We start from the raw sequence: 15,231 nt of genomic DNA, 5'->3' as shown, positions 1-15,231 counted from the left end.
AAATTATTGCAAAATAATATTCTATTTAATATGCACAGAGTTACAAGTTATAATAGTTTCTTCAATTCAAGAAGAGTATTTATTTCATAAGTTGGTATATGATTAGTGTGATTTATGATGTTATTAGAATTTAACCAACAAGTATCTATTTCTGAATTTATTCCACCTAAGATGTCTGATGTTAAGCTATCACCAATCATCAAAGCAGAAGATTTATTATGGCATTTAAACTTTTTGAGCGCATATTTAAATATTTCAGGATTTGGTTTTGATATTTTTAATTCTTCAGATACAACTATTCCATCAATATATTCTTTTATTTTTGACTTTTCAAGTCTTTTCTTTTGAACTTCAGAAATTCCATTTGTTATTATAATGATTGTATATTTTTCTTTAAGATATGGCAATATATCGATTGCACCTGGAATTAAAAAGGTACATTCACCTAAAAAATTTAAGTACATTTTACTAAGAGTTCTAGAGTCAACATCTAATTTCATTTCATTTGCAAAAAGTTCAAATCTAAGCAATTTAAGTTCATTCAAAGTTATAATATTTTTTTCAAGGTCAAACCAAAGCTTATCACTTATATTTTTATATACTTAAAAGCATGTGATTCACTCTTCTTAAAATCAAATAAAGTGTCATCTGCATCAAAAAATATAAATTTATATGTTTTCATAGGATTTATTCCTTTATAAGATGACTGCAAAAATTACTTTGCTTTCACTATTTGAATCATTTTGCCATTTATGTTTTGTTCCTAAAGGAACCTTCACACTATCCCCTTTGAATAAAGTAAATTCATCATCATCCATAAAAAGTTTAATTTCTCCCTCTAGAACATATGCGATTTCGTCACCATTATGAGTAATTCTATCAATACAAGAAGAAGTGTTTGGAGCTAAATCCATAATTGCAAATTCTAAATTACCACTAGAGTCTGGAATTAAAATTTCATATACAACATCTTTGCTTCCAGGTAAAATAACTTTTTTTCTACTATCATGTCTTACTATCAAGCTTTTTTTATCTACCTCAGATACAAAAAATGTAAATAAAGGAACGTTTAGAGAAGAGGCTATAGATTTTAATGAATTTACAGATGGATTAGCAAGACCTCTTTCTATTTGGCTCAATAATGATGGCGTAACATCAGCTAGTTTTGCTAAATCTCGAATACTTAAGTTTTGTTTTTTTCGAACTTCAGCTATTTTTTCTCCTAAATTTAAATCATTCATATGAATATCCTCTCTTTTTCATTTTAAAAATATTAACTTAAAATAATCAAGTAAAAAGATTATATAGTATGAAGTTATTATAACACATAGAATAAAAATTTGAAAAAATAATGTTCAATATAATTGAATAAATTAAAATATAATTGACAAGTGAATACAGAATACTTAAAATATATTTAAATAAAATTAAATTAAGTAAAAAATAATTAACTTATGATAGGAGGGGATATTATGCAAATAACAACTTTTGGAGCTATATTTGGCTTATTAGTAGCAATTATTTTAATTATAAAAAAATTTCAAGCTGTATATAGTTTAATGTTAGGAGCATTTATTGGAGGATTAGTTGGAGGAGCAAATATAACACAAACTGTAGATTTTATGGCAACTGGAGCTATGAACATCTCACCATCAATTTTTAGAGCTTTGGCATCAGGTGTATTAGCTGGAAGTCTAATAAAAACAGGGGCAGTAGATAAGATATCAGAACAGATTGTAAAAATATTTGGTGAAAAGAGAGCTTTGCTTTCAATTGCTATTTCAACCATGGTACTTGCTGGGGTAGGAGTAAATTTGGATGTATCTATAATAACTGTAGCACCTATAGGATTATATATAGGTAGAAAATTAAATTATTCTAAATTATCAATACTATTAGCCATGTTAGGAGGAGGTAAAGCAGGTAATATAGTATCACCAAATCCAAATACTATAGCAGTGGCAGGAAATTTTTCAGTCAACCTATCTAGTGTTATGATTTCTAATATAATTCCAGCAATCGTTGGAGTTGTGACTACAGTTATCTTAGCTAGTATATTAATAAAGAGAGGGAATAAAATAGAATCATATGAAATCTTAGAGCAAAGAGATGATTTACCAAGTTTATTTAAATCATTATGTGGTCCAATTATAGCTATATTATTGTTGTTTTTGGGGAGTGTATCTCCTATAGTTATAGACCCAATGATAGCTCTTCCAATAGGAGGAATGGTAACTCTAATTGCCACAGGGAATCTGAACAATTCAAGAGAATATTTGGCTTTTGGATTATCTAAGATGCAAGGAGTATGTATATTATTACTTGGAACAGGGACTATTGCAGGAATTATACAGATGTCTGAATTACAACAGAGTACAATAAGTATCCTACAATTTTTAAATATGCCACAATTTTTATTAGCACCAATTTCAGGCATACTTATGTCATTGGCAACAGCATCATCAACAGCTGGTGCCACTATAGCATCATCTACTTTTTCTGATGCCATATTAAATGGTGGTCTATCGCCAGTTTCAGGTGCATCAATAATCAATGCTGGTTCTAGTGTGTTTGAGCAGTTACCACATGGTTCATTGTTTCATACCAGTGCAAGTAGTATAAATATGGATATAGGAGAAAGATTTAAATTAATTCCATATGAAGCACTGATAGGAATAGTAATGACTACAATTTCAACATCTATTCAATTAATTTTACAATAAATATAAATATTTAATGAAAAAAGTAGGATTTTGTTATTAAATATTGAATTTATTATAGTAAAAAAGAAGATTGGAGTTTTAAAGTGAATAAAAAAAAGATAGTTATTATAGGTATTATTTACTCTTTTTTAGTGGTGTTTTCACTTACAAATATGTATGTAAATATGGAGTATAATCTAAATGTATTTGAATATATTAAGAAATCACTTCCATTTACAGAAGACGAAAAAAAATGGCTAGAAAAACATAAGAATTTGGTTTATAGCTCCGACCAAAGTTCCCCTCCTTTGAGATATAAAGGTAAAGAAGATGGACAGTATAAGGGAATTATTGTTGATTTAATGAATTCTCTGTCAATTCAAATTGGTAGAGATTTTTATTTTAAACCAAATACATGGTGGAAAGAATCTTTTATAAATTCAATAGATGATAGTATAAAGTTTTTTGATTTAATTCCATCAAAAGAAAGGGAAAGTAAATTTATATTTACTGACCCAATATATACTTTGAGTGCAAATATATTAAAAGATAAAAAATCTCAAGATATAAATAGTTACATGGATTTAAATGGAAAAACAGTGGCAATTCCAGAAGGAGATTATTCTATAAATTTTTTAAAGCAACAAGTTGAAGACATAAATATTGTATTGACTCCAGATATAAAGACTGGGGTCAAACATTTGATGTTAGGAAGAGTAGATGCAGTTGTTGGTGATGAGCCAGTACTACGGTATTATATAAATAATTATGGACTTTCAAATAAATACAATATTTTAAGTAATCCTATCTATACTAAAAAGGCAGTTCTTGCTGTACCTAAACAATATAGAGAACTGGTCAGTATATTAAATAAGGGGATTTTTAAACTTCAGAAAAATGGAGTATATAAAGACTTAAAGAAAAAATGGTATTCCACATATAATGAAGTTGATGATATATTATATGAGAGAGGAATTGTACCAAGTATTTATATTTTTATAGGCATAATTTTAATATCAATTTATATTTTTTATAGTTATACATACTTGTTAAAGGTAGAAATAAAAAGAAAAACAGAAGAAGTAATAGAAAATAAAAAAGCTTTAGAGGCAACTTTTAATAGCATAACAGATATAATAATGCTTGTAGATGAAAATTACAACATAGTAGAATCGAACAAAATACTGTATGATTTTATAAGTGAAATGAGTTATAAAATAGAAGATTTGATTAGCATAATAAAAGGTATTATTGAAAATACATTTTCTGAAAATATAAGTAAAACTAGTGAAGTAGAAATACACAATAAGATTTTAAAGATAAATACTTTTCCTGTAGAGTATAAAAAAAATAATACTGAGTATATAGTGGTTCTTATTAAAGACATAACGAATGATAAAATAGTAGAGGCAAAATTACTTAGGGAAAATAAAATGATATCTATAGGACAATTAGCTTCTGGAGTAGCACATGAGATAAGAAATCCTTTGGGAATAATAAGAAATAATTGCTATCTTTTAAAAGATAATGTTACAGTAGAAGAAGTACATGATTGTGTAAAATCAATAGAAAGCAATGTAGACAGAGCAAGTAACATTATAACTAATTTGTTAAATTTTGCGAGAATATCGGATGATAATTTAGAACATATAAATATAAGAAATTTCATTGAAAATATAGTGAAACTTCAATATAAAATATTACAATTAAAGAATGTTGAAATAAAAATCGATTGTGATATTAATTTAATATGCTACATAAATGGAGAATCATTAAAACATGTATTTATAAATTTAATTTCTAATGCAGTAGATGCAATACATGAGAATGGAAAAATTATTATAAATTGCTATGTAGAAAGCCATAGTTTGTTTATAGATTTTAAAGATAATGGAGAAGGCATAAAGGAAGATGCTCTAAAGGATATATTTAATCCTTTCTATACTACAAAACCAATAGGTGAAGGGACTGGTTTAGGTTTATATATCACTTATAACGAGATTAAGAAGAATAATGGTGATATAAGTGTTGAAAGTAAATTGGGGATTGGAACTTGTTTTCATATAAAAATTCCACTAAATAAAGAGGTGACTATATAATGAAAATACTAGTAGTTGATGATGAGCTAGAGTATGGAACAGTAATGAAAAAAATTCTACAAAAGAATGGCTATGTTGTAAATATAGCACTAAGTGGAGAAGAAGCTGTAAATATCATCAAAAAAGATAGGAATTATGATTTGATTTTATCTGATGTTATGATGAAAAATATGGACGGAGTACAGTTATTAGATGAGATTAAATCTATTAATAAAAATATAGAAGTTATATTAGTTACAGGATATGGAAGTATTGAAAATGCAGTTGATGCTATGAAAAGAGGAGCTTTATCTTATTTTATAAAAAGTAATCCTATTGAAAATTTATTAGAAGAAATTGAAAAGGTAAAGATAGTGAAGTCATCAGTTTCTGCACAAAAGAATAATTTAGATTTTACTCTAGAATCCCAAAATAGAGATTTTAATGATGTTATAAAAATAGCAGAAAAAGCTGCTTGTAAAGATGTTAATATATTAATTTTGGGTGAATCTGGTGTAGGGAAAGATATACTAGCTAGATATATACATAGTATAAGTCCAAGAAAGAATGAGATATTTGTTCCTGTAAATTGTTGCTCTTTTTCAGAAAATTTATTAGAGTCAGAGTTATTTGGACATGAAAAAGGTTCTTTTACAGGAGCAGTAGATAGTAGAAAAGGTAGATTTGAACTTTCAAATAAAGGAACTTTATTTTTGGACGAAATAGGAGATATACCTTTAAATGTTCAGGTAAAGCTTCTAAGGACACTTGAAGAGAAATCTATAGAGAGGATAGGAAGTAATAAATCCATTAAAGTTGACTTTAGATTAATTTGTGCGATGAATAAAGAACCAAAAGTAGAAATATCAAATGGAAATATAAGAGAAGATTTTTTTTATAGAATAAGTACAATAACAATAACTATACCACCACTAAGAAAAAGAAGGGAAGACCTAAGTACACTTATAGAATTTTTCTTAAACAAGTATCAAATTGAACATGATAAAAAGGTACATTCAATCGACAAGGAAGTGATGGACTTTTTATTAAATTATAATTATCCAGGAAATATAAGAGAATTAAAAAATATAATAAATAGATTTGTAGTTTTAAGTGAAGAAGGTAATTTATCAAAAGATAATTTAAATTTAATATCAAATAATGTGCATATAGATGATAAAATAAGTATTAGACCCTTAAGAGAAATAAGAAAAGAGTTTGAATGTGAGTATATTGAAAAGGCTTTATCTTTATGTGGAAACAATATTTCAAATACAGCTAAAAAATTGGAGATTAGTAGAAGACAATTAACTAACAAAATATCAGAATATAATATTAGGTAAGAAAAAAATTTCTCATTGAGTGAGAAAAAAACTTCTCAAAGTTTATTAAAAGATAAGCAGAAAAAATCTGTTTATCTTTTTTTATTATAATTTTAAAAATTAGAATTTACAATAATTATTGGTAAATTCAATACTGATGTAAATTAAAAATGAAAATTTCTATGATATTAATATATAGAATATGTATTTTAAATAATTGGCATAGAAAATGCTTTATATATTAATAAACGTAATAATAAATACTTTTAATTGCGATTAAATATATTAAGGGGGATTTTCATATGAAGCTAGAGCTAGGGAATATATTTATAAAAAATGTTGAATTTGGAGAAAAGACAGAAGTAAAAGATGGAGTACTATATGTGAATAGCAAGGAAATAGAAAGTATAGCATTAGAAGATGAAAGGATTGTAAGTGTAAATGTTGAACTTGCAAGACCTGGCGAATCAATAAGAATAGCTCCAGTTAAAGATGTAATAGAACCTAGAGTTAAAATTGGAGATGAAAGCAAAATATTTCCTGGAATTATAAATAAAGTGAAGACAGTAGGAAGTGGAAGAACTCATGTACTTTTAGGAGCTTGTGTTGTAACTTGTGGAAATATCGTTGGATTTCAAGAAGGTGTAATTGATATGAGTGGTCCTACTGCTAAATATACACCTTTTTCAAAAACAAATAATATATGTCTTGTTATAAAAGCAAAGGATGGTATAGATACTCATGATTATGAGGAAGCAGCTAGAATTGCTGGATTAAAAATAGGTGCATATGTAGGTGAAGCAGGACGAGAAGTTGAGCCAGATGAAGTAATTGTATATGAGACAAAGCCATTATTAAAACAAGTAAAAGAATATCCAGACCTACCAACAGTAGCATATGTTCACATGTTACAATCACAAGGACTTTTACATGATACTTATTATTATGGAGTAGATGCTAAACAAATAGTTCCCACATTTATGTACCCAACTGAAATAATGGATGGAGCTATAATATCTGGAAACTGTGTAGCACCATGTGATAAGGTTACGACATTCCATCATTTAAATAATCCAGTTATACATGACTTATATAAAAGACATGGAAAAGATTTAAACTTTATAGGTGTTATTTTGACTAATGAAAACGTATTCTTGGTAGATAAAGAGAGAAGCTCTGATATGGTAGCCAAATTAATAGAATTTTTAGGAGTTGATGGAGTTTTGGTGACAGAAGAAGGTTACGGAAATCCAGATACTGACCTAATGATGAATTGTAGAAAATGTAGTGAAGTTGGAGCAAGTGTAGTTTTGATAACAGATGAGTTTCCTGGAAAAGATGGTAAGAGTCAATCTATAGCAGATGCTACTAAAGAAGCAGATGCAGTTGTTTCTTGTGGTCAAGGAAACCTAGTGGTTCATTTCCCAGCAATGGAAAAAATTATAGGAACTTTAGATTATGTTGAGATGATGATAGGAGGGTATAAAGGATGCTTAAATGATGATGGAAGTATGGACGCAGAACTACAAATTATAATAGCATCAACTATAGCAAATGGTTATAATCATTTGACAGCAAGATATTATTAAATAAATATTTGAATATAAAGTTTTGTTAGTGTAATCATTGGTCTAATTAATGTAATAACTATAAAGTGATTTGGAGGATTAAGAGATGAGTAAAATCAGAGTGGTTCATTATATAAACAATTTCTTTGCTGGAATAGGAGGAGAGGAAAAAGCAGATATTCCGCCAGAGAAAAAAGCTGGGGCAGTAGGACCTGGAATAGCATTTCAGAGTCAATTTAATGATGATGCAGAGATAATTTCAACTGTAATTTGTGGAGATACGCATTTTGGTGAAAATATTGATAGTGCAACTCAAGAACTTTTAAAAATGATAAAAGAAGAAAGTCCTGATTTATTTATTGCAGGACCAGCATTTAATGCAGGTAGATATGGAGTAGCTTGTGGAACTATTTGTAAGGCAGTTGAAGAGGAGCTAAATATTCCTGTAGTTACAGGAATGTATAAAGAAAATCCAGGTGTAGATATGTTCAAGTTGGATTTGCATATAATATCTACAGGAAATTCAGCGGCAAGTCTTAGAAAGGTAGTTCCAATAATGACAAAACTAGGTCTTAAATTGGTTAGAGGTGAGGAAATAGGGTCTCCTGAAGAAGAAGGATATATAATGAGAGGAATAAGAAAAAATTTCTTCCATGAACTTAGAGGCTCTGAAAGAGCAATTGATATGTTGGTTAAGAAGATGAAAGGAGAAAACTTTGAAACTGAGTATCCAATGCCTGAATTTGATAGAGTTACACCTATGAAGCCTATTAAAGATTTATCTAAGATAAAACTTGCACTAGTAACTTCTGGAGGGATAGTTCCAATTGAGAATCCAGATAAAATTGAGTCTTCAAGTGCTACTAAATATGGAATTTACGATTTAACAGATATGGATTCTATGTCAAATAAAGAATTTACAACTATACATGGAGGTTATGATAGAGCGTATGTACTTGAAAATCCAAATTTGGTTGTACCACTAGATGTAGTTAGAGAGCTTGAAAAAGAAAGTGTAATTGGAGAATTAGCAAATTATTTTATAACTACTACAGGAACAGGAACAAGTGTTGGTAATTCTAAAAGATTTGGAGAAGAATTTTCTAAGCAATTGTTAGAAGACAATGTAGATGCTGTAATTTTAACTTCTACATGAGGTACTTGTACTCGTTGTGGAGCAACGATGGTAAAAGAGATTGAAAGAGCTGGCATAGCAGTTGTTCATATTTGTACAGTAGTACCAATATCACTTACAATAGGAGCTAATAGAATTGTTCCAGCAGTAGGAATACCATATCCACTTGGAAATCCTATTTTAGGAGAAGAAGAAAGTAAAAAAATTAGAAAGAACATAGTTTTGAAAGCTTTAAATGCACTAACAGAAGATATAGAAGACCAAACAGTATTTGAATAATAAAAATATAACACAAGACTGAAATTAAAAAGGGTATCGAAAAATAGTTTTTTAAAATTATTTTACGATATCTTTTTTTATTAGATAAATTTGAAAGATTGAATACTATTTGTACATTTTTAAATTAAATTTATAAAATAATAAATTAATTTATTATAATATTGATACACAAATTTAAATTAGATATACTATGAAAAGTGAGATTATTACATTTTGGAACAAATATTCAACATATTAGAACAGATTGATTGAATAGAAAAAATTAACTTTATATAATAATTAGAATAATGACAAGAAAGAAGGTGTACATATTGATTTCAATTGCCATTTGTGATGACGAATCATATATGCTAAATCATTTAAAAGAAAATATAGAATTATATATGAAGCAGAATAATTTATCATATAATATAGAGCTTTTTGATAGAGCAGAAGATTTATTATGCAATCATGAAAAGTTTAATATTATATTTTTAGATATACAGATGGAAGAGATTAACGGAATGCAGGCAGCTAGAAAATTAAGGTCATATGGTAATGATTGCTTTATAATTTTCGTTACAGTTTTAAATGAGTTTGTATTTGATGCTTTTGAAGTAGATGCTATAAATTATTTGATAAAACCTCTCTCTAATGAGAAACTATATGAAATTTTGGATAGAATAGTTATAAAACTTGAAAATAATGAAAGTAATTATATCACAATACAAAAAGGCTATTCATATTGGAGATTAAAAATTGCTGATATTTTATATTGTGAAGTTATAAAAAGAAAAATTTATGTTCATTTAAAGAAAGAGACTATAGATTATTATGATACTATTGAAAATTTAGAGAGAAGTTTACCAACAAATTTTTTTAGATGTCATCGTAGCTATATAATAAATTTACAATCTGTATATGGATATGAAAATGGTAATGCAGTTATGGAAAGTGGAGATAGAATACCTGTTTCTAGACTACGCCAACAAATATTTTCAGACTAGTTTAAATAGTTTATTTATAAAAATAGTTGATATTTTATAACTATTATTTATAAGTCTATATTGATGACTTTTACATAGTATATAATGTTTAAATACTTACTCAAATTTATCTATACATAAACAAAAAAAGAGATTTTAAAATCTCTTTTTTATTATATATTAATTATTTTTTAAATTTATATTTTTTGCATCAGATTTTCTAATAGCTAAGTCAAATCCTCTAAATCTAATTATTATAGGGTCATTAAGAGGAGCTATCTTTTTCACTTCAACCTCAGTGCCATCTATTAATCCTAAGGCTAGAAGTCTCTTCATAAGTTTTTCATTTCCAGCTACATTGTCTATAATTCCCTTTTGTCCAAGTTTCAAGTTGTAAACAGTCATTATTAACACCTCCTAATGAAAATCATTATCAAACTTTATATTTATAATATATAATAAAAAGAGCAAATTGTCAATATATAACAAAAAAATAAACATATTAAGTTAGTATGTTTATAAAAAATAGTATACATGGGATACTAATAGCATCTAGCAAAAAACCACTTACTAATGGTACGACTAAAAAGGCTTTTGGGGAATCTCCATATTTTTGTGTCAAAGAGCTCATATTTGCTAAAGCGTTTGGAGTAGCACCTATTCCATGTCCAATTAAACCACTTATTATGATGGTAGAATCAAAATCTTTTCCAAGTACTCTAAAGCAAATAAATATTGAAAATAGGATTATAAAGATTACTTGGAAAGTTACTATTAAGAGAATAGGAGGTAATAATGTAGATAATTCAAATAAATCTATATTCATAAGCGATAAAGTTAAAAAAATTCCTAATGAAAGTTCTTTTAAAAAGTCTATAAGTTTAAAATTTAATTCTAGTATACTTATCTTATCATTTAAATTTCTAAAAATAACAGCCGAAAACATACAAGTTACAACAGAAGGTAATAAGATATTAAATATTATATAGAAGGTTCTACTTATGATTTCTCCTGTATTTATACAAATAAATATGAGAAGAACTTGTTCCAAAAATACAGTAGGTGTTATTGGGTTAGAGAAATCATTGTTTTTTATTCTATTCTTATTTCTAAAAAACTTATTTCCTAATCCCTTTAGATTTCTATTATACTTAGGACTCGATAAGTCTATATTTGATGACGGTTTTAATTTATATCTATTTATTAGGAATCTAGCTACAGGACATCCCAATATACCACCCATAATAAGACCTATTGTTGCAGCAGATAGACCAACTCCAACTGCTCCATCTATACCAAGCTTTTCTATTGTAAGTCCAAATGCAGCAGAATAACCATGACCACCTTCCATAGATACATTGCCACACATAAGACCTAAGAGAGGTTCAAGTTTTATAATCTTTGATATTGTAATAGCTAAGATATTTTGGCAAAATGCCAATACTCCACACAAAATCCAATATCTAAATAATACACTACCACCCTTTTTTATAAGATTTATGCTTATTTCAAGTCCTATTGTCGTAAAAAAGAAAGTTATAAAATTTGGCATTAAGTTCTCACTTACAGATATATCTACCATATTAAAATATTTAAGAAATAAATTTAGAAAACAAAATAATAGACCTCCTATTACTGGTGCAGGTATACAGAAATTGTTTAAAAAGCTAATTTTATTCTTTAACAAATTACCAATTAAAAAAAATAATATAGATAGTGTCAAGGTTTGTACCATATCAAAAGTTAAGGTAAGCAAAATAAATCCTCCTTTGTAATTCAAAGTTTTAATTGTATAACTTAAATTCTTATGTATTGGAATTTTATTATCAAATGTATATTAATAAATGTATATTAAAAAAAGTCAGTAGATATAATTAGATAATCATAAATTAAATTAAAATATTTTAATGAGTTGTAACTTTTTTTAGCATGAAAAACTGTAGTATATTGATATAATAGAAATAAGACTTAAAAATCTGTTGAGAATATTATTTATAAGTATAGTAGGAGGATAAAATGTTTGAAAATTTACCTAAGATAGATTTACATTGCCATTTGGATGGAAGTGTTAGAGTAGAAACTATGCTTGATATAGCTATTAAAGAGAAAATAGACTTACCTTCAAATAATATTGATGAAATAAAAAAATTAGCAAAAGTTTCTTTTAATTGTACTTCGCTTGATGAATATCTAGAAAAATTTGATTTGCCTTTAAAAGTAATGCAATCTAAAGAAAATTTAAAAAGAATTGCTTTTGAACTTTTGGAAGATGCAAGTAGAGAAAATGTAAAATATATTGAAATTAGATTTGCACCATTACTTCATACCCAAAAAGGTATGAGTATTAAAAGTATAATTGAGGGTATAATTGAAGGAATTAGAGAAGCCGAAAGTATTTATGATATAAAAGGTAATTTAATATTAGGTTGTATGAGAACAATGACTTCAAAAGAGGCATTATTAGTAATTGAAGAAGGAAAATCATTTGTAAATAAAGGTGTTGTAGCAGTAGACTTATGTGGTCCAGAGAAAGAGGGATTTTGCAAAGAATATGAAGATACTTTTAAATTAGCAAGAGAATATGGATATAAAATTACAGTACATGCAGGAGAAGCCGCAAGTGGAGAAAATGTATTAGAAGCTATAAATATTTTAAAAGCTGATAGGATTGGTCATGGTGTAAAAATTAATGAACATAAAAATGCCTATAATTTAGTTAGAGATAAAAAAATATTGCTTGAGTTATGCCCAACTAGTAATGTACAAACTAAGACAGTAGATTCTTATAAAACACATCCATTTTATAATTTTTACAAAGATAATTTACATGTAAGTATAAATACTGATAATAGAACTGTATCAGATATAAGTTTGAATTCGGAACTAAATGTTATATTTGATACTTTTAAATTAGGATTAGAAGACTATAAAATAATTTATAGAAATACAGTAGAAGCGAGTTTTGCAGATAAAGAAACTAAAAAGTACTTGAATAGTTTAATTTAATAGATTAAACTATTTAAACTTTAAATCTAATTAATTAAATCAACAATAATACATTAGAGTAGGAGAAAAAATGTGAAATGTTATGAAGACGTTACTTATATTAAATTAGCCAAAAAGGAACTTGAAGAATGGAAGAAAAATATATTAAAGAAACCATCTATATTTGACAAAGCATCAAAGGGAATACAGAATAAATTTAATGGAGTATTGCCAGATAAATACCATGAAATAATTACTTCTTCTATAAAAGTGATGACAAAAACCGTATTGTTTGGATATAAATATGCTACAAAGCCACCACTTAGAAATATGTCATTAGAAGAAAGAGAAAAATTAGTTTTAGAAAAAGCCAAAACTTACAAGACTACAGCAATGATTGAAGGAGCAGGAACAGGGGCAGGAGGAATTCTCTTAGGTTTATCCGATTTTCCTTTGCTCTTAGGTATTAAAGTGAAATTTTTATATGATGTAGCTTCAATATATGGATATGATGTTAAAGACTACAGAGAAAGGATTTATATATTAAATATATTACAACTGGCTTTTTCTAGTCAACAGCATATAAATGAAACTTTTAAATTGATGAATAATTGGGATGAATATGTAAAGAGTCTACCAGAAGACATCAATGATTTTAATTGGAGAACATTTCAACAAGAGTATAGAGATTATTTAGATTTAGCTAAGTTTTTGCAACTAATGCCTGGAATAGGAGTATTTGTAGGATTTTATGTAAATGGAAAATTAATTGATAAATTATGTGAAACTACTGTGTCTGCTTATAGATTGAGGATTAGGGAGCTTAAGTTATAAAAGTTATAAGAGAAGTTATAACATAAAAATTAGTTATACAATATATCTATATACATTTGATTTTGTATTGATAAAAACAATTATGGATAAAAGCTAAAGCATGATAGAATCTAATGTAGAGGTTTGTATTTTAATGGAAATATTTAGTTTTTATTGTTTAAAATACAAATTGAATTATGAAGAGAAGTAAGTGGGAGGAATATTTTCATGACAAATTTGCCAAAACAATTTGATAGCTTCAATGAGGCTAGACAAAAAGGATTTATAAATGCAAAAGAACTTAAGGAAAGCGGTAAAAAGATGGTTGGAGTTTTCTGTACATTTACTCCAGTTGAAATTCCAATGGCAGCTGGAGCAACTGTAGTAGGTGTATGTGGTGTTAGTGAAGAACCAATACCTGATGCAGAAAGAGTACTTCCAAGAAATCTTTGCCCTTTGATAAAATCAAGCTATGGACATGCAATAACAGATACCTGTCCATATTTCTATTTCTCTGATTTATTGATAGGGGAAACTACTTGTGATGGTAAGAAAAAAATGTATGAAGAGCTTGCAAAAGTTAAGCCAACATATGTAATGCATTTGCCAAATACCTCAAAAGGAGAATTTGCTTATAAACTTTGGAAAGATGAAATGATAAGATTAAAGGATGAGGTTGAGAAATCTTTAGGTGTGACTATAACAGAAGATGATATAAGAGCTGCTATAAAAGACAAAAATGAAGAAAGAGAACTTTTAAAAGAGTTCTATGCACTTGGCAAATTACAACCATCTGCACTTACAGGTCTTGAGTTACATAATGTTTTATATCAAGCAGGTTTTAAATTTGACCGTACAGAACTTAAGCAGTCTTTAAGAAAAGTTATAAATGATATGAAAGAAAGATATGAAAAAGGAGAATGTCCAGTTAAAAAAGATAAGCCAAGGATACTAATAACAGGTTCTCCTATTGGTGGGATAAGCGAAAAAATAGTTAAAACTTTAGAAGATGCAGGAGCATCAGTTGTAGCATATGAACTTTGTGGAGCAATTAGGTCAAACGATTTGTTGGTTGATGAAGAAATAGAAGATGTATATGACGCTTTGACACAAAAGTATATAAACATAGGGTGTTCTTGTATGATGAACAATGATAATCGTATTGAATTATTAGATAGAATAATAGATGAATATAATATAGATGCTGTAATAGATGTAGTTTTACAAGCCTGTCATACATTTAATATAGAAAGTTATAGAATAAGAGAGTTTGTTACAAAAGAAAAAAATAAACCATTTATGTCTCTTGAGACTGATTACTCAAAATCAGATACTGAACAATTGAGAACTAGATTTGAAGCGTTTGTGGAGATGTTGTAGGAAT

Annotated in this window: 13 protein-coding genes; 9 read left to right on the top strand and 4 right to left on the bottom strand. The window is 27.5% G+C overall.

Annotated elements, in window-relative coordinates; translation table 11 throughout:
* Nucleotides 1-47 precede the first annotated feature (47 nt).
* Together KGF42_RS11735 and KGF42_RS11730 are read right to left on the bottom strand one after the other, a co-directional pair.
* Nucleotides 48-545: a YjjG family noncanonical pyrimidine nucleotidase gene (locus tag KGF42_RS11735; protein ID WP_255650956.1), complete on the bottom strand. Its 498-nt coding sequence runs from the start codon at nt 543-545 to the stop codon at nt 48-50.
* Between the two features lie 150 nt (nt 546-695).
* Nucleotides 696-1,241: a helix-turn-helix domain-containing protein gene (locus KGF42_RS11730; RefSeq protein ID WP_227822556.1), complete on the bottom strand. Its 546-nt coding sequence runs from the start codon at nt 1,239-1,241 to the stop codon at nt 696-698.
* A 231-nt stretch (nt 1,242-1,472) separates the two neighbouring features.
* Between KGF42_RS11730 and KGF42_RS11725 the strand changes: the two genes are divergently transcribed.
* From KGF42_RS11725 to KGF42_RS11700, 6 genes are all read left to right on the top strand, one after another.
* On the top strand, nt 1,473-2,723 hold the full coding sequence (locus tag KGF42_RS11725; RefSeq protein ID WP_227826378.1) for a GntP family permease: 1,251 nt from the start codon (nt 1,473-1,475) through the stop codon (nt 2,721-2,723).
* 83 nt (nt 2,724-2,806) lie between these two features.
* Nucleotides 2,807-4,801, top strand: coding sequence for an ATP-binding protein (locus tag KGF42_RS11720; RefSeq protein ID WP_227822554.1), 1,995 nt, complete (start codon nt 2,807-2,809; stop codon nt 4,799-4,801).
* On the top strand, nt 4,801-6,123 hold the full coding sequence (locus KGF42_RS11715) for a sigma-54-dependent transcriptional regulator (RefSeq protein ID WP_227826377.1): 1,323 nt from the start codon (nt 4,801-4,803) through the stop codon (nt 6,121-6,123). Before KGF42_RS11720 ends, KGF42_RS11715 begins: the two co-directional genes overlap by 1 nt.
* A 281-nt stretch (nt 6,124-6,404) precedes the next feature.
* Nucleotides 6,405-7,691, top strand: a complete 1,287-nt coding sequence (grdG, locus tag KGF42_RS11710; protein WP_107594081.1) for a sarcosine reductase complex component B subunit alpha — start codon at nt 6,405-6,407, stop codon at nt 7,689-7,691.
* Nucleotides 7,692-7,776: 85 nt separating this feature from the next.
* The gene (gene grdF / locus KGF42_RS11705) at nt 7,777-9,084 is read left to right on the top strand and encodes a sarcosine reductase complex component B subunit beta (protein WP_227826376.1); all 1,308 of its coding nucleotides are present in this window, start codon (nt 7,777-7,779) and stop codon (nt 9,082-9,084) included.
* 287 nt (nt 9,085-9,371) lie between these two features.
* Nucleotides 9,372-10,070 carry a LytR/AlgR family response regulator transcription factor gene (locus KGF42_RS11700; RefSeq protein ID WP_227826375.1) on the top strand — a complete coding sequence of 233 codons (699 nt, stop codon included), beginning with the start codon at nt 9,372-9,374 and terminating at the stop codon, nt 10,068-10,070.
* 159 nt (nt 10,071-10,229) lie between these two features.
* Here KGF42_RS11700 and KGF42_RS11695 read toward each other — a convergent pair whose 3' ends face one another.
* Both KGF42_RS11695 and KGF42_RS11690 read right to left on the bottom strand, forming a co-directional pair.
* Nucleotides 10,230-10,454: a FeoA family protein gene (locus KGF42_RS11695; protein WP_227822550.1), complete on the bottom strand. Its 225-nt coding sequence runs from the start codon at nt 10,452-10,454 to the stop codon at nt 10,230-10,232.
* 97 nt (nt 10,455-10,551) lie between these two features.
* Nucleotides 10,552-11,805: a sodium/glutamate symporter gene (locus KGF42_RS11690; RefSeq protein ID WP_227826374.1), complete on the bottom strand. Its 1,254-nt coding sequence runs from the start codon at nt 11,803-11,805 to the stop codon at nt 10,552-10,554.
* A gap of 260 nt (nt 11,806-12,065) precedes the next feature.
* Here KGF42_RS11690 and add point away from each other — a divergent pair, with 260 nt between their 5' ends.
* The 3 genes from add (at nt 12,066) to KGF42_RS11675 (ending at nt 15,227) form a co-directional block, all read left to right on the top strand.
* Nucleotides 12,066-13,055, top strand: coding sequence for an adenosine deaminase (gene add, locus KGF42_RS11685; protein WP_227822548.1), 990 nt, complete (start codon nt 12,066-12,068; stop codon nt 13,053-13,055).
* Between the two features lie 72 nt (nt 13,056-13,127).
* Nucleotides 13,128-13,868 carry an EcsC family protein gene (locus tag KGF42_RS11680; RefSeq protein ID WP_227826373.1) on the top strand — a complete coding sequence of 247 codons (741 nt, stop codon included), beginning with the start codon at nt 13,128-13,130 and terminating at the stop codon, nt 13,866-13,868.
* 207 nt (nt 13,869-14,075) lie between these two features.
* Nucleotides 14,076-15,227 (top strand): double-cubane-cluster-containing anaerobic reductase, encoded by a 1,152-nt coding sequence (locus KGF42_RS11675; RefSeq protein WP_227826372.1) that lies wholly within the window; start codon nt 14,076-14,078, stop codon nt 15,225-15,227.
* Nucleotides 15,228-15,231 lie beyond the last annotated feature (4 nt).

This window comes from Clostridioides sp. ZZV15-6383, from assembly GCF_020657735.1.
GTDB classification, from domain to species: Bacteria; Bacillota; Clostridia; order Peptostreptococcales; family Peptostreptococcaceae; genus Clostridioides; species Clostridioides difficile_D.
This window is presented reverse-complemented; position numbering and strand designations above follow the sequence as displayed.

Coding starts and splice junctions, on each gene's coding strand:
- add (WP_227822548.1), top strand. CDS start 12,066: ATGTTTGAAAATTTACCTAAGATAGATTTACATTGCCATTTGGATGGA.
- grdG (WP_107594081.1), top strand. CDS start 6,405: ATGAAGCTAGAGCTAGGGAATATATTTATAAAAAATGTTGAATTTGGA.
- KGF42_RS11715 (WP_227826377.1), top strand. CDS start 4,801: ATGAAAATACTAGTAGTTGATGATGAGCTAGAGTATGGAACAGTAATG.
- KGF42_RS11700 (WP_227826375.1), top strand. CDS start 9,372: ATGACAAGAAAGAAGGTGTACATATTGATTTCAATTGCCATTTGTGAT.
- KGF42_RS11675 (WP_227826372.1), top strand. CDS start 14,076: ATGACAAATTTGCCAAAACAATTTGATAGCTTCAATGAGGCTAGACAA.
- KGF42_RS11695 (WP_227822550.1), bottom strand. CDS start 10,454: ATGACTGTTTACAACTTGAAACTTGGACAAAAGGGAATTATAGACAAT.
- KGF42_RS11730 (WP_227822556.1), bottom strand. CDS start 1,241: ATGAATGATTTAAATTTAGGAGAAAAAATAGCTGAAGTTCGAAAAAAA.
- KGF42_RS11725 (WP_227826378.1), top strand. CDS start 1,473: ATGCAAATAACAACTTTTGGAGCTATATTTGGCTTATTAGTAGCAATT.